Genomic DNA, 20,039 nt, shown 5'->3' on the forward strand with positions numbered 1-20,039 from the left:
CGAAGAGGCATTGACCAGTCGTCCTAACCGCATCTACGCACTGGGCGCACTCAGGCCGATCCTTGCCGGCTGCCTTCTGCGCATCCAGCGCTGCCTGGACAGCCTCGCCCCGGTTCTCTCGGTGATTCACCGCACCCGATGTCGAATACAGCCGTCACGCTCCTGTCCCAGGCCACCCAGAAAGGCCAAGCCCCATTTCTATCTCGCCTACAAACTCGCGTAATGCGAAGGCTTAAGTTGAGAGCATTGATGCGACTTTGGGTGCGCCGCGTCATTGGTTGTCCCGGGATCTATTAAACCGTTTAAATCAAAGCCCGTTCGATTCTTCTATCTCCGCTATAACCGTCTGTGCCTTGTTGGATAAGGCGCGGGGCTTTGTAATCGATGCTTCGGAGTGCTGCTGGACGCCTTTTAGTGGCAGGCTCAATGGCATAGCGGCGCTCGGCATCATGCTGCGAGCCTCCACGACTGTTGCGAGCGCACACAAGTCGGGCTTGCAGTCTCTCGGCAGTTTTCTATGTTTAAAGATGCGGGTATGGCATGAGAGTTAAATATATAGCTAACCAGAGTAAAGCCCGCAGGAGGCAATCATGAAAATGCTATCCGGTCTGGTCGTCGCGACGGCCAGCCTCGCTTGCGTCGTTGCGGCTCAGGCTCAGGATGTGAGCGTCAAGGCGCAGCAAACGGTGCAGCTCAAGCCGGGCTCCTATGGCTGCCTCACGAAAGACAAGCTCGACGCCGTCGCGCTTCACGAGCAGGCCGGCGAGCATCAGCAGATGCAGGAATACTTCTCGGGATTCCAGTGTCTGTCCACGCCCGACAACCAGTCGTTCCGCGTCGTACAGGTGGTGGGCCACGACGTCGAATTCGTCAACGCGGCGAATACCGACGAGCAAGGTCTCTGGACCACGGACCGCTTCATCAAGCAGTAAGGCCGCCTCTTCCAACGCGCCTCTCGACATGGTCCGACGCACGCGCGCCGGGCCATCGTGCTTGCCGGGCGCGCGTCCGTGGCGTAATGCAACGCGTCGCGCGCCGCTGTCAAACCCCCGTCACTTTCTCGTCAGACCATCCGGATTGCGTCGCGCGCCGCATCGACACGCGCTGCGCGTCGACTCGACCGGCACATCGCTTGCTAGAAACTTCGCTATCATGTGCGGCTTTCGCGCGACCGGAATTCGGTATGGCACTCAAATCGACCATCTACAAGACAGAACTGCAGATCGCGGACATGGACCGGCACTATTACGCCGACCATGCGCTCACGATCGCGCGCCATCCGTCCGAAACCGACGACCGCATGATGGTCCGCATCGCGGCGTTCGCGCTGTTTGCGGGCGAGCGGCTCGAATTCTGCAAGGGCCTCTCCGACATGGACGAGCCCGACCTCTGGTGCAAGGACTACACGGGCGCGATCGAAACGTGGATCGAGGTCGGCCAGCCCGACGAGCGACGTATTGCCAAGGCAAGCGGCCGTGCGGGCGAGGTCATCGTGATCGCCTACGGCGGGCGCACCTCCGACATCTGGTGGCAAGGCGTGCGCAACAAGGTCGAGCGCCTGCGCAACGTGACGGTCTGGTCGCTGGGCGAGGGCGTCGCCACGTCGCTCGGCGCGCTGGCCGAGCGCACCATGCGCCTGCAATGCACGGTGCAGGACGGCGCGGCGTGGATCGGCAATACGAGCGCCGAGCCAGTGGCAGTCGAATGGAGCGTGTTCAAGGCGCCCGAAAACGTGTGAAAGCAGGCTGCGCGCGTTCAGGCGTGCGGCGGCCCCTTGAGTTCCACCATGTTGCCTTCCGGGTCGAACAGATACAGCGACGGCCCCAAACCCTCCGCCCCATAGCGCTCGACGGCATTGCCGGGATGCGCGCCATGCTGCGTCAGATGTGACGTGAGCGCCTCGGCGTCGAACGGCTCCACGCGCAGACATAGATGATCCATGTTGCCGCTCGCGCCAGCGGGCGGCGCGCCGGAACCCCGGTCGAGCGGGCCGCCGATTGTCACGAGATCGATGAGCGAGCGTCCCGCGCGCAACTGCACGAGGCCGAGATCGCGCTGTTCACGCTCCGGCTGGCAACCGAGTACTTCGCAATAGAAACGCGTCATGGCGGCCATGTCGGCGGCCCGGATAACGACGTGATCGATCTCGCGAATCTGGATCCGCATGGCGTCCTCGAGGTCGTGCTGGGATTCTCATGATGAACCTGCGAACGCCGGGCTGCGCAGAAGGCGCGCATTTCAGCGAGACTCGCGAAGCGGAATCGCCGGCAGCAGAACAGTGGGAAGCGGCGGAAAATAACCGAAAGCGCTGAAGCCGCGGAATTTGCGGGCGCGCCGCGCGTGGGGCGAGTTGACGTCAGGAAACGCTGGACGAAAAAAAGCCCGCTGCTGTGAGCGGGCTTAATCCATATCAGGAGGAGACATGGAGGAGACAGGAACCACTATACCGAGTCGGCTGTCGCGACGCAACAAGTTTTTAAGGGAAAACCCGCAAAGTTGCCATTTTGTCGCACGGGAATCTGCAAGGCGCCACCAGGGATTCACCGAAGGCCATAAAAGTACCCGATCAGCGCGCATTCACGGCCCATGTCGACCGCAATGACAGCGCAAGATCCGGCGCGCCGTCCTCCGTACGCGAAGTTAGAGTAAGGGCATACAGACAGGCACTTCGAGGAGCCCTCAAATGAGCGCCGTTCCTGCAATGAAACCAGCGATGAAACCCGCCAAACCCAGGCAAACACCAGACAGCGAGTGGACCAATGACGCCGACCGCTGGCAAGCCGTCACGTCGCGCGACGCGCGCGCCGACGGCGCGTTCTTCTACGCCGTGCGCACCACCGGCGTGTTTTGCCGCCCGTCGTGCGCGTCGCGGCTGCCGCGGCGCGAGAACATCGAATTCTTCGCCGAGGCGAACGACGCGCGTGCCGCCGGCTATCGCGAATGCAAGCGTTGCCGCCCGGGCGGCCTGCCGCGCGAACTGGAAATCGTGCGGCGCGCGTGTGCGGCGCTGGACGCCGACCCGCAAGAGCGGCTCACGCTCGCGCAGCTGGGCGAAGCCGTGCATCTCAGCCCGTTTCACCTGCAGCGCCTCTTCAAGCGCGTGCTGGGCGTCTCGCCGCGCCAATACCAGGCGGCGCGGCGTGGGGCCGTGCTACGCGACGCGCTCGGCGAGGGCGCCGACGTCACGCGGGCAAGCGCCGACGCCGGCTTCGGCTCGTCGTCGCGCCTCTATCACAGCGTGCCGGGCGAGCTGGGCATGGCGCCTTCCGCCTATCGCCGCAAGGGCGCGGGGCTGACGATCCACTACGCCGCCACGCCCACGCCGATCGGTTTCGTGCTCATCGCGGCAACGGGGAAGGGCATTTGTCGGATCGCGTTCGGCGACGAAGCCGCGACGCTCACCGCCGCACTCACAGCCGATTTCGCGAACGCGCAGTGCATCGAGGACAAGGCTGCGGTCGCGCCGTTCGCCGCGCAGATCGACGCGTATCTGCACGGCCGGCGCGAGCGTTTCGATCTGCCGCTCGACATTGCCGCGACGGCGTTCCAGCAGCGCGTCTGGGACGCGCTCCAGCGCATTCCCTACGGCGAGACGCGCAGCTACTCGCAGATCGCCGAAACGCTCGGCGCGCCGCGCGCGGTGCGGGCCGTGGCGAGTGCGTGCGCGTCGAATCCGGTGGCGCTGGCGATTCCGTGCCATCGCGTCGTCCAGAAGGGGGGCTCGCTCGCGGGTTATCGCTGGGGGCTCGAGCGCAAGGCGGCGCTGATCGACGCCGAAGCGCGCGCATCACAAGGTGCGCAAAACGGCGCAAAAAACCCGAAGAGCACCCGTTCGACCCAGAACCGCGCCAACACGCCGGAGACCGCCACTTGAGCGCCATCGCCTCGCAACCCGAAGCACAAACCGAGACGCCGACGCACCGCGCCACACTCGAACTGCCATTTCGCGCGCCCTACGACTGGCCCCGCGTGCTGCGCTTCTTCAGCGGCCGCGCAACGCCGGGCGTGGAGGCGGTGGAGGACGGCGCGTGGCTGCGCGCGATCGATTTCAGCGGCGCAAGCGGCACGCTCGCCGTGCGCCGTCACGCGCGCAAGCATTGCCTCGTCGTGCAGATCGACGGACCCGTGAGCGCGCATGCGGCGGCGCTCGCCGCGCCGCTCTCGCGCATGTTCGACCTGCAGGCCGATCCCGCCGCCGTCGCCGCCCATCTGCGCAGCGACCCGTGGCTCGCGCCGCTCGTCGCGGCCGTGCCGGGGCTTCGGGTGCCCGGCGCGTGGTCGGGCTTCGAGCTCGTGGTGCGCGCGATCGTCGGCCAGCAGGTCAGCGTGAAAGCGGCGACGACGATCATCGGCCGCCTCGTCGAACGCGTAGGCAAGCGCATCGACGACCATGCGCACGCGCGCACCGCGTGGCGCTTTCCGACGCCCGCCGCGCTCGCGTCCGCCGATCTTGCGGGCATCGGCATGCCGGGCAAGCGCGTCGCCGCGCTGCAGGGCTTCGCGCAGGCCGTGGCGAGCGGCGCGGTGATCATCGAACGCGACTACGCGCAGAAGGATCAAAACAAGCCGCGCGGCAAGCGTCAAAACAGACAAATCGAGGCTATCGCCCCGGAACCCGCCGACCTCGACGCCATGCGCGCCGCGCTGCTCGCGCTGCCTGGCATCGGACCGTGGACCGTGGAATACGTCGCGATGCGCGCATGGCGCGACGCGAACGCGTGGCCCGCGACCGATCTCGTGCTCATGCAGGCCATCGCGGCGCGCGACCCGTCACTCGTGCGCGCGACCCAGCAGCGCACCCGCACTGACACATGGAGCCCCTGGCGCGCATACGCGGCCATGCATTTGTGGAACGAAATCGCCGATCGCGCGGGCGCGGCGCGGGGCGGATAGGGCAGCGGAAGGCAGCAGGGAACAGGGTGCCATCACCGCGAGAAGCACGCGCCGACAGGCCAAAACCCCGCCCGAGGCAGGCCCAAGCAGGTCTTTCGGCGAGATGTTAAAGTGCCCGCTACCGAAAAGAATCCCGGCCGGCGAGTGTTAGCAGCACTGCGCGCAGCACTGCGCCGCCGGCCCGAGCCCGACTTGCCTCAATGCCAGACACGACATCTACACGCACGAACGACGTTCTCGCGCAGCGCCTTTCCGTGCTGGGCGACGGGCCACATCGCGGCGCGCTCACGCGCGGTCTGCGCGGCATCGAGAAGGAGAGCCTGCGCGTGACGCGCGACGGCCGTCTCGCCATGACGCCGCACGCGGCAGCGCTCGGTTCGGCGCTCACGCATCCGTCGCTGACCACCGACTATTCGGAAGCGCTGATCGAGATCATCACGCCCGCCGAGCCCGACGCGTCGATCACGCTCGCGAAGCTCGACGAGCTGCATCGCTACGTCTATGCGGTACTCGCGCGTGACGGCGAGATGCTCTGGAACGAATCGATGCCGGGCCTCCTGCCCGACACCGACGACGGCATTCCCATCGCGCGCTATGGCAGCTCGAACATCGGCCGCCTCAAGTACGTGTACCGCATGGGCCTCGCGTTGCGCTACGGCCGCACGATGCAGTGCATTGCCGGCATCCACTACAACTATTCGCTGAGCGACGAAGTGTGGCGCGTGCTACATGCGCATCATCAGTCCACGGCCTCGTTCACCGACTATCAGTCGGAGCGCTACCTCGCGCTGATCCGCAATTTCCGCCGCACGAACTGGCTGCTCATGTACCTGTTCGGCGCTTCGCCCGCGCTCGACGCACGCTTCCTGCGCGGCCGCGAGCACAAGCTCGAAGCGTTCGACGCCGACACGCTCTATCTGCCGTACGCGACGAGCCTGCGCATGAGCGATCTCGGCTACTCGAACACGACGGGCCAGTCCGCCTTGCGCGCCGATTACGACACGCTGGCAGGCTATCTCGACGCGCTCGCGCAGGCCGTGAGCCAGCCGTATCCGCCCTACGAGGCGATCGGCACGCATCGCGACGGCGAGTGGGTGCAGATCAACACGAACGTGCTGCAGATCGAGAACGAGTTCTACTCAACGATCCGCCCCAAGCGCATCACGCATCCGGGCGAGCGGCCGCTGCATGCGCTCGCCGCGCGCGGTGTGCAGTACGTTGAGGTGCGCTGCATGGACATCGATCCGTTCGAGCCGACCGGCATCTCGCTCGAAACCGCACGGTTTCTCGACGCCTACCTGCTCGCCTGCGCGCTCGATGAAAGCCCGTTCCTGCCTGCCGACGCCTACGCCGAATCGAATGAAAACTTTGGCCTGGTGACGAAAGAAGGGCGCCGCCCGGGTCTCGCGCTCAAGCGCGACGGCAAGGACGTGCCGATGCACGAGTGGGCCGAAGTGCTATTTGAGAAGATCGGCCACGCAGCCGCCGTACTCGACGCGGCGCATGGCAGCAACGAACACACGCGCTCGCTCGCGGTACAACGCGCGAAGCTGGCCGACCCGTCGCTCACGCCGTCGGCGCGCGTGCTGCAAACCATGCGCGATAGCAAGCAGTCCTTCCTGCAATTTGCACGCGCACAAAGCGAGCACCACGCGACGCAATTCCTCGCGCATCCGCTCGACGCCGCGGCTACGGCCGAGTTCGAAACGCTCGCGCGCGAATCGCTCGTCGAGCAGGCGCAACTCGAGCACGACGAAGTCGGCTCGTTCGACGCGTTCGTCGCCGCCTATCGCGCTTATACGCTCAATCGCTTCAGCGTCTGAGCCGCGCGCCGGTGCGCCGCTGCGGCGCGCCCCCATCCCATCGAGGTTTGTCCCGGGCACCGCATTTGCTCGCAACGTCAGCGTGCAGATGCGGTCCAACCAGGGTAGGCGCCGCGTTACCGAACCGCGCGCAGACGACGCGCGCCGGACGACCGAAACTGAAAACACCAAAAAAGCACGGGCCGCGCGCAATGCGGCTCACTCTGGGAGGAATCCACGCGATGAAACGAATTCTTGCGATCCTGCTGTGCGCGACGGCTGCGGCCTGCGCGTCGCGCGGGCAGGTCAATCCCGACGTCATGCAGATCGCAACCGCGCCGCTCACCTGTTCGAACAAGGCGGAATGCGATCTCTGGTGGCAACGCGCCCAGGACTGGGTGCGCAGTCATTCGAAGTACGAAGTGCAGACCGTGACCGACACGCTGATCCAGACGTCGGGCCCGGGCGGCGGCCGGCGTCTGCTCGCCTATGAAATCACGAAGTCCGCCAACAATGACGGCACGGCCACGATCGGCTTCGCCGCGCATTGCGACAGTTCGCTCGGCTGCAAGCCCAACCCGTGGTCGGCGGGCGCGGCGTTCAAGCAGTACGTGCGAACCGGCGTCGATGTGCCGATTCCCGGCGACACGACCACGGGCGCAGGCGGCGACACGGCTGGCGTGAGCGGCGCAGCCGTGGCCGAGCCGGCTTCAAGCGCGCATTGATCGCGCGTGGCCCTGACCGCGCTGGGCGTGGTTCGCACCGGCGCGCGCTCAGGGCAGCCTTTCCCGGGACCGTCAATGACCCATTGCCGGTCCCGCGCCTTTTTTCGGCTTCGTCACCCATACCAGCAGGGCCAGCACAACAAACATCACGCAGGAAATGCGGAAGAAGTCGTTGGTCGCCATCATGTAGCCTTGCGTCGTCACGACGTCGTTGAGCTTGGCGGTCAGGCTTTGACCTGCGAAACCGAGGTTCGCGAGCGCGTCCTTGTAGGCGACGGTGTTCGGCGAGTACTGGGTCACCGATTCCGACAGCACGGCATGGTGATAGATCGCGGCGTCTTCCCAGAACGTCGTGCTCACCGCCGTGCCGATGGCACCCGAAAGCGTACGCAGAAAGTTCGAGAGGCCCGCGGCGCTCGCGAGCCGCTCGTCGGGAATGCTCGAGAGCGTGATGGTCGTCATCGGCACGAAGAAGCAGGCCACGCCGATACCCTGCACGAGACGCGGCAGGATCACGTGGTCGAACGGCACGTCGAGTGTGAACGTCGAATTCCAGAGCGAGACGAGCGCGAACACGACAAAGGCGAAGCTCGCGACCATGCGCAGATCGAGCCGGTGCATGTTGCGCCCGATGAGCGGCGAGAGCACGAGCGCGAGCAGGCCCACCGGCGCGGTGGCCAGACCCGCGAGGCCCGCCGTGTAGCCCATGACGGTCTGCAGCCAGAGCGGGAAAATCACCACCGAGCCGAAGAAGGCCATGAAGCCGAATGAGATGATCATCGCGCCGAGCGCGAAATTGCGGTCGCGAAAGAGCGAGAGGTCGACCACGGGTTCTTTTTCCGTCGCCTCCCACGCGAGCATGAACGCGAGCGCGACCACCGCGATGATGGCGAGCGTGGCGATGAACGTCGAGTTGAACCAGTCGCGGTCCTTGCCGAGGTCGAGCGTCATCTGCAGGCACGACACGCCGATCACGAGGAGCGCCAGGCCTACGGCGTCGATGCGCTGCTTCGTCGTCTTCGTCTCGCGGCCGCGCAGCAGCAGGTACGCGCAGATGCCCGAAAAGACGCCGATCGGCACGTTGATATAGAAGATCCACGGCCACGTGTAGTTGTCGGTGATCCAGCCGCCCATCACCGGTCCGAAGATGGGCGCGACGATCACGGTCATCGCCCAGAGGCCGAGCGCGAGACCGCGTTTGGCAGGCGGGTAGGAGCGCATGAGGATGGTCTGCGAAAGCGGGACCATCGGCCCGGAAACGAGCCCTTGCACGAGACGGAACGCAATGAGCGTTTCGAAGTTGGTGGCGAAGCCGCAAGCGGCCGAGGCCAGCGTGAACAGCAGCACGGAGAGCGTGAAGAGGCGCACTTCGCCTACGCGGCGCGCGAGCCATCCGGTGAGCGGCACGGCGATCGCCGAGGCGACCGAATACGAGGAGATGACCCACGTGCCTTCGCTGTTGGCGACACCGAGGTTTCCCGAGATGGTCGGCACCGCCACGTTGGCGATCGAGGTGTCCAGCACCTCCATGAAGGTCCCGAGCGCGAGCCCGACTGTGAGGAGCGCGAGCGTGCCGCCGGAAAACGGTGCGGGTTCGGCCTGCGCGGGCACCGCGGGAGAAGCTGCCATGTTCCGTGTCCTTGTTGGGTCGGCTGTTGCCGCTGCCCCCGGGGAGCAGCGCACGGCAGCCTGCTATTTCGTGTCTGTGCATTTTCTGCCCAGACAGTGATTGGATCAAACGACGCCACGTGTTGCGCTGCCGCGCAGCGTGCGGCGTTGCTAGTCGCCGTCTTCCTGCGCCGGCGCTTGTGCGTCCTTGCCGGTGCCGTCCATCGATCCGCAGAGCGGTGTGGTCGAGCCGTCATTGGCGATGAAGCGCTGCAGCAAATGAACCAGCGTCGCGACCTCTTCGGGCGAGAAGCCGCGCAGCTGCTCGGACATCTCCGCGGCGATCAGGTCGGGCAATTGCTGCGCCGCCGCGCGTCCCTGATCCGTCAGTGCGAGTTCCACGACCCGGCGGTCCGCCTGGCTGCGCTGCCGCTCGAGAAAGCCCTTTTTCGCCAGCCGGTCGAGCATGCGCGTCATGGAGCCGGTGTCGTACGAGAGCGCGCGCGACATCTCATTCGGCGTGCTGGCGCGCTCGAACCACAATAAAAGGATCACACCAATTTGCGACGATGTGAGTCCAAGCGGCGCAACCGCACGATCGATACGCCCGGCCAGCACGTTGCGCGCGGTCGAAAGGAAATAGCCGAGACTTGGCTCGACGCCCAGACTGGCCGGGACGAAAGGACCATCGCTCATGACAGTTCGCTTTGCAGCATCTCTAAAAACGAGCGGATTATAACCGGTTATTTCGCTGCTCAGGCAGATAAGTCAATCGCCAGGTTGCCAAGGCTTCGGCTGCGCCGATCGGCGCGTAAAAACAACAGTTGGTTTGATGCGCTGCAAAGTATGTTGTGATTTGATTGCATAGTCAATATTATGACAGGCAACCAGTTTCATTCTCCTAAGTCCACCCGTTTCCGCATCATGCTTTTCCTGATCAACGCGCTTGGCGGCCTTGGCCGCTCCGTCACCGACACCGCCCGCCTCGCTTTCGCGAAGACCGGTGAGTCGTCGCGCTGGCGCAAGCTCGCGTTGTATGCGGCCATGTTCGCGCTGCCGGGCGGATCGATCGCGGTGGTGGCCGTGGTGTGGGCGCAGCGTCGGCGCGCGCAGCCGGAAGCCGCCGCAGCAAGCGCTGTCGTGCCGGCCACGCTCGCGACCGCAACGGCAGCAGCGGCAGTAACACCAGCAGCGGATGCGCCCGTGTGCGGTGGCGGCCAGCTCGCCTGCCGCGCACAGAAGCGCCGTCGTAACGACGCGTAACCTGCGCGCCTCACGCCGTAACACCCGCCAACCCTTCCAACGCGTAAGCTTTCGGATTCCGCGTAATGACTAGCGCGTGCGCTACCATTGCCGCAACGCGACAACCCCGTGCGCGCCCGGCCGCCTGAGCGCGCGCCGGTTGCATCGACAGGAATCCTTGCATGCCTTGCCGTTTCGTCCGCTCCGGCGCGACCGCTGGATCCGCCGGGTCCGTGGCGCGCCGCGCGCCCAAGCCGCTTTCCATCTTGACGCTGTGCGCGGCTGCCGTGCTTACCTTCCAGTTGAGTGGCTGCGCCGTCGGCCCCGACTATCATCGGCCCAGCGCCGCCGTGCCCGCTTCGTTCAAGGAAGCGCCCGAGGGCTGGAAGGTCGCGCAACCCGCCGATACCGCCGACCGCGGCGCGTGGTGGCTGATCTACGACGACGCGCAGCTCAATGCGCTAATGGACCAGCTCAACACCAGCAACCAGACGGTCGCGCAAAATGCCGCCGCCTACCGCCAGGCGCGGGCGCTCGTGGGCGAGGCGCGGGCGGCGTACTTCCCTGTGATCAGCGGTTCGTTCGCGGGCACGCGCTCGTACACGCCCACGCGCGTGTCCAACTCGAGCGGCGGATTGTCGAGCGGCAGCATCAACAACAACGTCAACCTGGGGCTCGACGCCACCTGGGAACCCGATCTCTGGGGCAAGGTGAGCCGCACGGTCAGCTCGCAGGAGGCGAGCCAGCAGGGCGCCGCCGCCGATCTCGCGAACGCGCGACTGTCGGCCCAGGCCACGCTCGCGCAGACTTACTTCACGTTGCGCTCGCTCGACGCGCAGCAGAAGCTGCTCGACGACACGGTCGGCGCGTACCAGAAGTCGCTGCAGCTCACGCAGAATCAGTACGCCCAGGGCGTGGCGGGCCGCGCCGACGTGATCCAGGCGCAAACCCAGCTGCAATCCGCCCAGGCCTCCGCGATCGACAACGGCGTGGCGCGCGCCCAGGACGAGCATGCGATCGCCGTGCTGGTCGGCCAGCCCGCCTCCACGTTCTCGATCCCGCCGTCGCCGCTCGCCGCCACGCCGCCCACGGTGCCGCTCGCCATGCCTTCGACGCTGCTCGAGCGCCGGCCCGACATCGCCTCGGCCGAGCGCAAGGCGGCGTCCGCCAATGAGCAGATCGGCGTCGCCATCGCGGCGTACTTCCCCACGCTCACGCTGTCCGCGAGCGGCGGCTTCGAAAGCTCGGTGATGTCGCAGCTGTTGCAGATGCCGTCGCGCTTCTGGACGCTCGGGCCCTCGCTTGCCGGCACGATCTTCGACGCCGGGCTGCGCAAGGCCCAGACCGAGGCCGCGCGCGCCGCCTACGACCAGCAGGTGGCCACGTACCGGCAAACGGTGCTGGCTGCGTTCCAGGATGTGGAGGACAACCTCGCTTCGCAGCGCATCCTCGGGCAAGAGGTCGTCGTGCAGCAGCAGGCAGTGGAGTCGGCGCAGCATGCGCTCGCGATCGTGACGAACGAGTACAAGGCGGGCACGACCGATTTCCAGAACGTGCTTTCCGCGCAGGCCACGGCCTTTACCGCGCAGCAAAAGCTCGTGAGCATCGGCGGGCAGCGCATGGTGTCGTCGGTGGGGCTCGTGAAGGCGCTGGGCGGCGGCTGGGATGCCTCGCAGATGGATCGCGAGACGGGCAGCGTGGCCGCGCCGGCAGTGGCTTCGGCACCTTCGTCCCCAGCGGCAGCGACGACGGCTACGCCGGCCGCCCAGCCGCAGTAATGCGTACGCGCGCGCCCGCGAGGCGGGCGCACGCTCAGACCACGAACCTCAGCGCATGAAGGTCAGCGCGACGGTTCCCGGCCCGACCGGCCGGCCCAGCAGATTCAGCAGGCCCGCCAGGTTGTCGCGCTGATCCGGCGCCGCGCTCGCGGTGCCCTGGAACGACGCCGACGCACGCGAGAACGCGCCGCGCCCCTCGAGCATCAGCGGTCCCTTTTGCGTCGAGAGATCGAGCGTCGACGTCGCCCCTTGCGCCTGCAACACCACCTGATACGTGCCGAGCGGCTTCACGAGCGAAACGCGCGAGCTCATATCGGCGAGCGAGACGGTCAGTCGTCCGAACGCATCCGTGCCGAACACGCGCCACGGGCTCCACGCGAGCCGCACCTTGCCGTCCAGATCGAGCGTGTTGAAAGGCGCGCCTAGACCCGCGAGCAGCGACGCCGGCACGGCGATCGTGCCCGCGCTCACGTTCGCGCCGCGCATTGACGCATCCACCGTGACCGCGTCGGGCATCGCCTCGGTCTGCAGCATTTCCATGCGCACGCGCGCGACGAAAAGCGGCCAGAATGCCGTACGCCAGACGATGCGCCCCGGCAGAAGCGTCGCGCCGCGTGCGTCCTGGCCCGCGGCCAGCATCAGCGTGGCGGAGCCGTGCCAGAGCGAACCTTCCGGGTCGATCAGATTCACGTGCCCCTGGGTCGCGCGCGCGAACTGCGGCGCGATCCAGGCCGCGGGCAGGCGGGCGAGCAGCACGACAGCGCTCGACAGCAGGCCCACGATCAGCCAGGGCAACGCGGCGCGCAGGCGCCGCATCCAGTAACTCATTGCTTATTTCTCCGGCGATTCTCATTGCGCGCTTTTCGATGCGCGCTTTTTCTTTTTAATGCGTATTCGCCGGTTGCAGCGAGGCTGTCAAGTCGACCTGGCCATCGGCCTTCAGCGCGGTGATGTGCGCCTCGACCACCTGCACCTTGAACTGCTTGCGCACGTCGTCGAGCCACGCGGCCCACGCCGGAAACGACGCGTTCTTCATCTGCACCTGCACCGTCGCGCCGATCAGTTGAATCTGCGCGCCCGTGAGCGCGTGATCCGCGAGCGAGGCGGTGAGCGCGTCCTTGAGCGCCTGGCCGCCCGGCGCCACGCTCGCAGCGGCGCCAGCCAGCGAGCGCGCCTCGTCGGCCTCGGCTGTCATCTGCGCGAGTCCGCGCTGCAGGCCGGGCAAGCTCTCACGCAGGCGCGCGCGGCCGTCGGCGGCGGGCTGCCACAGCACCGACCAGCCGATCGCGAGCGCAAGGACCGCGCCACCCCACGTGAGCAGCGTCTTTTCGCGCGTCGAACGCGCCTCCCAGAAGTTCGTCCAGGCCTCGGCCCACGCGCCGCTCACAGCCGTTGTCTTCACGATGCGCTCCTGATGGTCCATTTGCCCGTGCTGGCATCCACCGTGCCCGCAAGGCCGTTGCCCGCGAGGCGTTTCACGAGATCGGCGTCGACGTCGACGCCTGGCTTGAAGGTCACGTCCAGACGCCGGTCGTGATAGTCGAGGGCCGCGATGGCGTTCGCGGGCACCGGACCGAGCGAGCGCGCGAGGCCGTCGGAGAGCGCGAGGAAGTCGTCGGGCGAAGGCTCGCCCGCGGCCAGGCGCAACTGCTGCAACTGGCGCGCCATCTGTCCGGCGGGATCGAGCACGACGGTCGTCTTCGGGAACGCATTGAGCAGCAGCTCGGTCATCTGCGCGTTGATCGCGTCGCGCTGGCGCGCCATCATGAGCCACTGGATATTCGCGCCGACGACCGCCACGACGAGCGACGCCGCCACGAGCACGATCGGCACACGCAGACGGCGCAGCGTCGCGCGATCGAGCCGCCACGGCTGCGAGGCGAACTCGAACTGGCAGAGGTCGAAGCGGCAGGCGAGCGCGCGGCGCGCGAGCGCCTCGAACGTGAGCGTCTGCGCGCCCGGCAACGCGGCGGCGAGCGACGCGCGTGCGGCGGCGCTCACGGGCTCGCCCGGCAGATTGGTGAGGACGTAGCCCGAAACCGGCGCGCCACCCGCGAGCGCCGTGACGGTGGCAGCGACGCTCGCGGCGGGCACCGCGAAGCCCTCGGCGAGCGCGCCGCGCACGATCGCGAGTTCGAGCGCCGCTTGCGCCGTGGCGGCCGCGGGCTCGGGCGCGACACCGGGCAGCAGCGTGGGCGCGGTCGCGACGACATGGCCGAGCACGCACGCGGTCACGGGTTCGAGCGCGGGCGTCGCGGGAGCCGCGGCGTCGGGCGCTGCGGTCGGCTCTGCGGGCTCGGCTGGTTCGGTCACCTGAACCTCTTGAACCGCTTCCACCGCCTGCGCGGCCGGCAGGCAGCGCGCCACGGGCACAGCGCGCAGATTGCGGTGCCCCGCGGCGGTAAAGCCTTCCAGCAGATAGCGGAACCAGCCGCGATCGATGGCCGCCACCACCTGGCGGCCGTCGGCCAGGCGCTTGGGATCGAGCGCCAGATGGCAGGTCTGCGCGTCCTGGATCAGATGATCCTCGACCACGTTCGGCAGCGCCTGACGCAGCCGCGGCCCCTTGAGCGGCGGCACGGTGGCGGCGAGCGTGAGCAGGTCGCGCGCGGCGATCATCAGGATGGTGGCCGAGGCCTTCGGCAGCAGCCCGAGCGCCGAACGGCCCGCGCGCTGCGTGCTGCCCGTCTTGTCGAGCAGCACGAACGGCAGCTCCGGCAGCTGCCATTCCTGCGAGTGGACCGCCGGGTCGCGGGGCGGCATGAGAACGATCAGCGTGCTCAAACGCACCTCTTTTCGATGTTGATCGGGGACGGATTCATGGTTCGTCGCGAACGCGCACGATGCGCGTCGTATGAGTGAGCGGGTCGCGCCAGACAAGCGTCGTGCGGTCCACCTCGGCGCGCTCGTGCTGCACGCGCCCATGTATCAGAAAATAACTCGTGTTGACGTCGATCTGCGTGGTGTCGATCGAGGCTTGCTTCACGCCCACGCCTTCGAGCGCGAGCTGCACGTCGCTCACATTGCGGAAAAACACGCTCTGGCGACGCGCGACGAGCGCCTGTGCGTTCGACAGGCTCATGCCCGTCACGACGGAGGCGATCACCTCGGCGCTCGCCGTGTTCATGTTCACGGGCGTCACGGTGGGCAGGATCGTCACGAACGGGCGCAGCCGCGCGACGGCGTCGGGCGTGAAGCCTGGCACGTCGAGCAGCGAATCGACGCTCGTCATCAGGAGCGGCGCGACGCCGCTGTTATTGTCGGAATCGGAGAGGCCGGGGTTGTCCGTGTAGTTGCCGCCGCCAGTCGTTCCGCCGCCTGCGAGCACCTCGGTTTGCGAGGTGCCGCTCGTCGTGGCGGTTTGCGTCTGGAAGCGCGTTGCCGAGTAGGCGAGACCCGAGCGCAGATACACCGCGGTGTTCTTGGCGAGTTGCTGGTCGATGCCGAGAATCTGCATCAGGCGCGCGAACGCTTCGATCTCTGTGAGATTCAGCTGCAGCGAGCCCGGCGCGCTGCTCGCCACCAGATCGCGCAGATTGAAACGCGCCTGGGCGTCTTCGATCGAACCCGAGAGCCAGGTGTCCGCGCCCTGTTGCGCGCGCGCGTCGCCGATCTGGCCGAGAAAGTCGGACAGGCGCGTCCTCGCGAGCGGCACGCCCCACGCGCCGCCGAGATACGTGATGCCCGCCGACGTATCCGCTTCGGAGCGCAGCACGAGGCGCGTCCAGTCGAGCGAGGCGCGCGCAATCCATTGCGCCTGTGCGAGCAGCCGCTGATTTTCGATGCGGCGCAACTGCACCTGCTGGCGCCACAACATGCCCGAGACGAGGATCGCCGACAGCGCCACGACAAGCAGCGCGCTGATGATGGCCGCGCCGCGCCGCGCGTGCGTAGAGCGGCTGGATCGTCCGGCGGAGATTCGTTGTGTGCGCAACGTCATTCCCCCACCATGAATACGCGGGTCACCGGCCGCTCGAGCGAATGCGAACCCACGCTCACCTGCACGCCCGTCACCGCGCGCGGCAGCGGCGCGTTGCCGAGCTGCGGCACCTTGAGATCATCGTTGTTGCCGCTCACCTGCGAGCGCACGTCCTGCATGTTCGCCGTCCAGCCCGTCTTCGGCACGTACAGGCGCGCGTTGATGACGTCCACGCCGCTCATCATCGGCAACGCGCCCCAGTTGTCGCCTTCGCCGCCGCGCAATGCGCGCCGCAGTTCGCCGAGATTGGCGAGCGGGGGCGACGCATAGCGCACCACCTGGCCGCCCGACACGCGATAACGCACCACTTGCAGGCGCGGCGCCGCGCCCGGCGGCACCGCGAACCCGCGCACGACCTGCAGCGCGCCTCCGTCGAGCGAGAGGGCGACGCCGCCCGCTTCGTCATCGGAGGTCGCTTCGCGCAAGTCGATGCGCATCTGGTCGAACATCTGCGCGAACACGCGTTCCTCTGCCATCGAGCGCGTGATGGTTTCGCGCCCGCGCACGATCTCGTCGAGGCCGCGCCACGAGAGGATCGCCACCACAGCCATGATGGCGATCGCCACGAGCAGCTCGATCAGCGTGAAGCCGCGCGCTGACGAGGCGACGCGCGCGCGGTCACAACGAGCGGTTCGTCTCATTGGCGAGCACCGTGACGAGTTGCGCGAGATTGCCGGAGCGGCCGGGCGTCGTCACCGACACCTCGACGCGCCGGAAGACGGGGTTGGGCGTCGTCGCGACATGCTGTGTGCAGGTCAGCCGCAGATTGCCCTGCGAGCAGTCGAAGCTGCTCTCGCCAAGGTCCGGCCATGCGTGTGCTAGACGCAGTTGCGCGAGCGTGTTGTCCGCACTCCAGCCCGCGAGCAGGCGGTCGTGCAGATCGGCTTCGCTGGCGGCGAGGCTGCCCACGGCGCGCAGCGAAGCGGCCAGCGCAATCGCGATGATTGCGAGCGCAACCAATACCTCGATCATCGTGAAGCCGCGCTCACGCACCGGACGAGCCGGACGAACCACGCGAGCGCTCTGGCCGCGCTTTTCCCCTCGTATCGAGAGCCGCATCTCAGCGCACCTCGAAGCGGCCAGTGCCGGTGCCGACGATCGTCGCGCGGCCGGCTGCCGAAAAGAGCGTGACCTGCACCGGCACGTCCACGGCTTCCGTGCCGAAAATGAGCCGGTTAGCCTGCGTGTCGTCGCCGCCGGGGTAGGTGATCGCCACACCGGTCACGCCGCCTTCCCATTGGCGCGGTCCGAGCAGATCGTCGCGCAGCGGACGCCAGCCGTCCTCGGTATGGACGTCGAAGCGGAACCCGCCCGCGAGCGGCTGCCATGCAATGGGCCGGGCACGCACCTGCGCCTCGTCGCCCGCCGATTCGAACAGGAGCGCGAGCCGCTGCGCTTCTTCGTTCAGGTCGGTGCGCGGATTGCGCGTGAGCGTGAGCGAAGCGAGCGAGATGAGAATCCCCGCGATCAGCAGCACCACGAGCATTTCGAGCAGCGTGAAGCCCGCCCCGCGCGAACGCAGGCCCGCGCGTGAGGCGCGCGCGGTGCGTGACGATCGGCGGTCCCGGCTAGGGGCGAGGCGGCTCGGTTGCATGGATGCGGCGTGGTGGACGACTTACTGCCAGGACCCGACGTCGGCGTCGTTGCCTTCGCCGCCGGGTTTGCCGTCGGCGCCGTAACTGAATACGTCGATCTCGCCGTGCACGCCCGGGTTCAGGTACTGGTACGCGTTACCCCACGGGTCATTGGGCAGACGCTCCAGATAGCCGCCGTCCTTCCAGTTGTTCGGCACGGGGTCGGTGGTCGGTTTTTGCACGAGTGCCTGCAGCCCCTGGTCCTGGGTCGGATAGCGGCCGTTGTCGAGGCGATAGAGCTTCATCGCCTGCATGATCGTGCCGATGTCCTGGCGCGCGGCGACGCGGCGCGCTTCATCGGGACGGCTCATGATCTTCGGCACGATCAACGCGGCCAGAATGCCGAGAATCGCGATCACGACCATGATTTCGATGAGCGTGAAGCCGCGTTGGCGGCGCGCGCGCGTGACTTCGATTTCGGCACGGCGTTTGGCCCACATGGACATGAGTTCTTTCCTCCCTCGCTAGATATGGTTGCGGTGCACGCCTGTGCGCCGCGCTTCGTCCCGCCTGCAATCGACCCCGCCGCTCGAATCGGCCGGGTCCTCGCATGCATGACGGGTCATTGTAATGTCACACGATGACGCCTTTCCGACGCCTTGCGGGCATGGCAAACGCGTACATCAAAAATTTCATAAACCTTCGTACAATGAGCGCATGAGCCCACTGCAAATCCGCCTTCTTTCCCTCGCCGCGTTTGCGGTGTTCTGCGCCACGGCCACGTGGTGGACGATCACCCTCGCCACCAGCCGCGCGGCGCCGGTGCAGGCCGCCGCCGCCCGGGTGCCGGTTTCGCTCGACCAGGCCGGCACGCCGTTCGGCGGCAGGCTCGAGCGCAACCCCGTGCAGGACATTCACCTGTTCGGCATCCTCTCGCTCGCGCAGGGCGCAGCGGCCATCGTCAGCGTGGGCGGTGAACCGCCGCGGGCCATCTCGCTCGGCGGCCCGATCGACCAGAACTCCAAACTCTTCGAAGTGCGCCCCCGCTCGATCGTCATCGACCGCCACGGCGTGCACTCCGAAATCTTCCTGCCGCCCAACGCTGCCGGTCCCACCATCTACGTGCGCTGAGTTCCGCGCGCCTGGCTTCCCGCGACTTCGTGCAGTTCGTACGCCTTACTGCACGAGGTTGTTCAGCTCGATGATCGGCAGCATCACCGCAAGCACGATCACCAGCACCACACCCCCCATCGCCAGGATCAGCAACGGTTCGAGCAGGCTCGTGAGGAACATCGTGCGCCGCTCGAGTTCGCGTGCCTCGCCTTCAGCCGCGCGGTCGAGCATGGTCGTCACGTCGCCGGTCGCCTCGCCCGAGCGGATCAGGTGCACGAGCACGGGCGGAAACGTCTTCGTGTTGCCCAGCGCGCGAGACAGCGACGTGCCTTCACGCACGCGCACGATGGCTTCGTCGATGTTCGTGCGCATCGCCTTGTTCGAGAGCGTTTCGCCGGCCGCCTGCAGCGCGCGCAGGATCGGCACGCCTGCCGCACTCAGAATGCCGAGCGTGCTCGCGAAGCGCACGGTGTTGTAGCCGCGCACGAGCTTGCCCGCGAGCGGCGCAGTGAGCATCCAGCGATCGAACGCGAGGCGGGGGCCTGGCCGGCGCAAGGTCGAGCGCACGATCCAGGCCACCACAGCCACGGCGATCAGCACCGCCCACCACCACTGCCGCACGAACCCCGAGAGCGCCATCATCACGATGGTGAGCAAGGGCAGTTGCTGCTTCGTGCTCGCGAACACGTTCACCACTTGCGGCACCACGTAGCTGAGCAGGAACGTGACGATGCCGAACGCGATGATCGTGACGATCGTCGGGTACGTGAAGGCGAGCACGATCTTCTGCTTGAGCGCGTTGCGCTGCTCGATGTAGTCGGCGAGGCGCGACAGCACGATGCCGAGCTTGCCGGTGTGCTCGCCCGCGGCCACGAGCGCACGGTAGATGTCCGGGAAATCGCGCGGATGCTGCTCGAGTGCGCTGGCGAGCGAATGGCCGCCGAGCACCTCGGCGCGAATGGCCGCCATCAGTTCGCGGATGTAGTCGCGCTCGGACTGCTCGGTGAGCACCGCAAGCGCCTCGCCGAGCGGCAGGCCCGCCACCAGCAGGCTCGCGAGCTGGCGCGTGAGGATCGCCTGCTCGCGCTGCGAGAGCTTGCGCCCGAGCGCGAGCCGCTGCTGCCGTGCGCCGCGCGTGCGGCTCGCGGCGGGTTCGACCACGAGCGGCGTGAGGCCCTGGCCGCGCAGCAGCGCGCGCGCGCCGCGTGCACTGTCCGCGTCGAGCACGCCTTTTTGCGCTTTGCCCGTGGCGTCGATGGCTTCGAAGCGAAATGCCGGCATGTTGCTGATCGCCCTCGCTCTTATTGAGAATCCATCTGGTGGTT

The 20,039-nt window shown here is 67.1% G+C and carries 22 protein-coding genes and 1 pseudogene; 10 read left to right on the forward strand and 13 right to left on the reverse strand.

The genetic code is table 11. The features are described 5' to 3' along the window. The 3 genes and pseudogenes from M3I56_RS21250 to M3I56_RS21260 form a co-directional block, all read left to right on the forward strand. Positions 1-223, forward strand: a pseudogene (locus M3I56_RS21250) (IS4/IS5 family transposase); the annotation flags it as partial. A gap of 367 nt (positions 224-590) precedes the next feature. Beyond that, positions 591-932, forward strand: a complete 342-nt coding sequence (gene sap1 / locus M3I56_RS21255) for a surface attachment protein Sap1 (RefSeq protein WP_254355692.1) — start codon at positions 591-593, stop codon at positions 930-932. 251 nt (positions 933-1,183) lie between these two features. After that, the gene (locus M3I56_RS21260) at positions 1,184-1,738 is read left to right on the forward strand and encodes a YaeQ family protein (protein ID WP_254355693.1); all 555 of its coding nucleotides are present in this window, start codon (positions 1,184-1,186) and stop codon (positions 1,736-1,738) included. A gap of 17 nt (positions 1,739-1,755) precedes the next feature. Here the strand turns inward: M3I56_RS21260 and M3I56_RS21265 are convergent, their stop codons facing one another. After that, positions 1,756-2,166, reverse strand: coding sequence for a VOC family protein (locus M3I56_RS21265; protein ID WP_254355694.1), 411 nt, complete (start codon positions 2,164-2,166; stop codon positions 1,756-1,758). Positions 2,167-2,713: 547 nt separating this feature from the next. On the opposite strand from M3I56_RS21265, the gene ada reads away from it, so the two are divergent. The 4 genes from ada (at position 2,714) to M3I56_RS21285 (ending at position 7,420) form a co-directional block, all read left to right on the forward strand. Beyond that, a complete protein-coding gene (gene ada, locus M3I56_RS21270) occupies positions 2,714-3,874 on the forward strand; it encodes a bifunctional DNA-binding transcriptional regulator/O6-methylguanine-DNA methyltransferase Ada (protein ID WP_254355695.1) in 1,161 nt (386 codons plus the stop codon). Positions 3,875-3,969: 95 nt separating this feature from the next. Then, the gene (locus M3I56_RS21275) at positions 3,970-4,893 is read left to right on the forward strand and encodes a DNA-3-methyladenine glycosylase family protein (RefSeq protein ID WP_375541768.1); all 924 of its coding nucleotides are present in this window, start codon (positions 3,970-3,972) and stop codon (positions 4,891-4,893) included. Positions 4,894-5,093: 200 nt separating this feature from the next. Further along, positions 5,094-6,716 (forward strand): glutamate--cysteine ligase, encoded by a 1,623-nt coding sequence (gene gshA, locus M3I56_RS21280; protein ID WP_254355696.1) that lies wholly within the window; start codon positions 5,094-5,096, stop codon positions 6,714-6,716. 221 nt (positions 6,717-6,937) lie between these two features. Beyond that, positions 6,938-7,420, forward strand: coding sequence for a hypothetical protein (locus tag M3I56_RS21285; RefSeq protein ID WP_254355697.1), 483 nt, complete (start codon positions 6,938-6,940; stop codon positions 7,418-7,420). Positions 7,421-7,492: 72 nt separating this feature from the next. On the opposite strand, the gene M3I56_RS21290 is transcribed toward M3I56_RS21285, so the two are convergent. The 3 genes from M3I56_RS21290 to M3I56_RS41110 form a co-directional block, all read right to left on the reverse strand. Next, positions 7,493-9,049: a DHA2 family efflux MFS transporter permease subunit gene (locus M3I56_RS21290; protein ID WP_254355698.1), complete on the reverse strand. Its 1,557-nt coding sequence runs from the start codon at positions 9,047-9,049 to the stop codon at positions 7,493-7,495. Between the two features lie 150 nt (positions 9,050-9,199). Then, positions 9,200-9,724: a MarR family winged helix-turn-helix transcriptional regulator gene (locus M3I56_RS21295; protein WP_254355699.1), complete on the reverse strand. Its 525-nt coding sequence runs from the start codon at positions 9,722-9,724 to the stop codon at positions 9,200-9,202. Positions 9,725-9,796: 72 nt separating this feature from the next. Further along, positions 9,797-9,925, reverse strand: a complete 129-nt coding sequence (locus M3I56_RS41110) for a hypothetical protein (RefSeq protein ID WP_302056943.1) — start codon at positions 9,923-9,925, stop codon at positions 9,797-9,799. 27 nt (positions 9,926-9,952) lie between these two features. Between M3I56_RS41110 and M3I56_RS21300 the strand changes: the two genes are divergently transcribed. Next, positions 9,953-10,291, forward strand: a complete 339-nt coding sequence (locus M3I56_RS21300; RefSeq protein ID WP_254355700.1) for a hypothetical protein — start codon at positions 9,953-9,955, stop codon at positions 10,289-10,291. Between the two features lie 161 nt (positions 10,292-10,452). Beyond that, positions 10,453-12,048: an efflux transporter outer membrane subunit gene (locus M3I56_RS21305; protein WP_254355701.1), complete on the forward strand. Its 1,596-nt coding sequence runs from the start codon at positions 10,453-10,455 to the stop codon at positions 12,046-12,048. A 48-nt stretch (positions 12,049-12,096) separates the two neighbouring features. Here the strand turns inward: M3I56_RS21305 and M3I56_RS21310 are convergent, their stop codons facing one another. The 8 genes from M3I56_RS21310 to gspG are packed head-to-tail and all read right to left on the reverse strand — an operon-like array spanning position 12,097 to position 18,107. Further along, positions 12,097-12,876 carry a type II secretion system protein N gene (locus M3I56_RS21310; protein WP_254355702.1) on the reverse strand — a complete coding sequence of 260 codons (780 nt, stop codon included), beginning with the start codon at positions 12,874-12,876 and terminating at the stop codon, positions 12,097-12,099. A 55-nt stretch (positions 12,877-12,931) separates the two neighbouring features. Further along, positions 12,932-13,471 (reverse strand): type II secretion system protein M, encoded by a 540-nt coding sequence (locus M3I56_RS21315; RefSeq protein ID WP_254355703.1) that lies wholly within the window; start codon positions 13,469-13,471, stop codon positions 12,932-12,934. Continuing rightward, positions 13,447-14,832: a type II secretion system protein GspL gene (gene gspL / locus M3I56_RS21320; protein ID WP_254355704.1), complete on the reverse strand. Its 1,386-nt coding sequence runs from the start codon at positions 14,830-14,832 to the stop codon at positions 13,447-13,449. The genes M3I56_RS21315 and gspL overlap by 25 nt, the downstream gene beginning before the upstream one ends. Positions 14,833-14,866: 34 nt before the next feature. After that, on the reverse strand, positions 14,867-15,988 hold the full coding sequence (gene gspK / locus M3I56_RS21325) for a type II secretion system minor pseudopilin GspK (protein ID WP_254355705.1): 1,122 nt from the start codon (positions 15,986-15,988) through the stop codon (positions 14,867-14,869). Beyond that, positions 15,985-16,668: a type II secretion system protein J gene (locus M3I56_RS21330; protein ID WP_254355706.1), complete on the reverse strand. Its 684-nt coding sequence runs from the start codon at positions 16,666-16,668 to the stop codon at positions 15,985-15,987. The genes gspK and M3I56_RS21330 overlap by 4 nt, the downstream gene beginning before the upstream one ends. Beyond that, complete coding sequence (gene gspI, locus M3I56_RS21335) at positions 16,646-17,086, reverse strand: type II secretion system minor pseudopilin GspI (protein ID WP_302056944.1); 441 nt, start codon at positions 17,084-17,086, stop codon at positions 16,646-16,648. The genes M3I56_RS21330 and gspI overlap by 23 nt, the downstream gene beginning before the upstream one ends. 1 nt (position 17,087) lies before the next feature. Further along, positions 17,088-17,621 (reverse strand): GspH/FimT family pseudopilin, encoded by a 534-nt coding sequence (locus M3I56_RS21340; RefSeq protein WP_254355707.1) that lies wholly within the window; start codon positions 17,619-17,621, stop codon positions 17,088-17,090. A gap of 21 nt (positions 17,622-17,642) precedes the next feature. After that, entirely contained in the window at positions 17,643-18,107 is a 465-nt protein-coding gene (gspG, locus tag M3I56_RS21345; RefSeq protein WP_302056945.1) for a type II secretion system major pseudopilin GspG, read from the reverse strand. Between the two features lie 211 nt (positions 18,108-18,318). On the opposite strand from gspG, the gene M3I56_RS21350 reads away from it, so the two are divergent. Beyond that, positions 18,319-18,732 carry a hypothetical protein gene (locus M3I56_RS21350; RefSeq protein WP_028203269.1) on the forward strand — a complete coding sequence of 138 codons (414 nt, stop codon included), beginning with the start codon at positions 18,319-18,321 and terminating at the stop codon, positions 18,730-18,732. 45 nt (positions 18,733-18,777) lie between these two features. Here the strand turns inward: M3I56_RS21350 and gspF are convergent, their stop codons facing one another. Next, complete coding sequence (gene gspF, locus M3I56_RS21355) at positions 18,778-19,995, reverse strand: type II secretion system inner membrane protein GspF (protein WP_028203270.1); 1,218 nt, start codon at positions 19,993-19,995, stop codon at positions 18,778-18,780. Between the last annotated feature and the right edge of the window lie 44 nt (positions 19,996-20,039).

The sequence above is a fragment of the Paraburkholderia sp. CNPSo 3281 genome, assembly GCF_024206515.1.
In the GTDB taxonomy this organism is placed as follows: Bacteria; Pseudomonadota; Gammaproteobacteria; order Burkholderiales; family Burkholderiaceae; genus Paraburkholderia; species Paraburkholderia nodosa.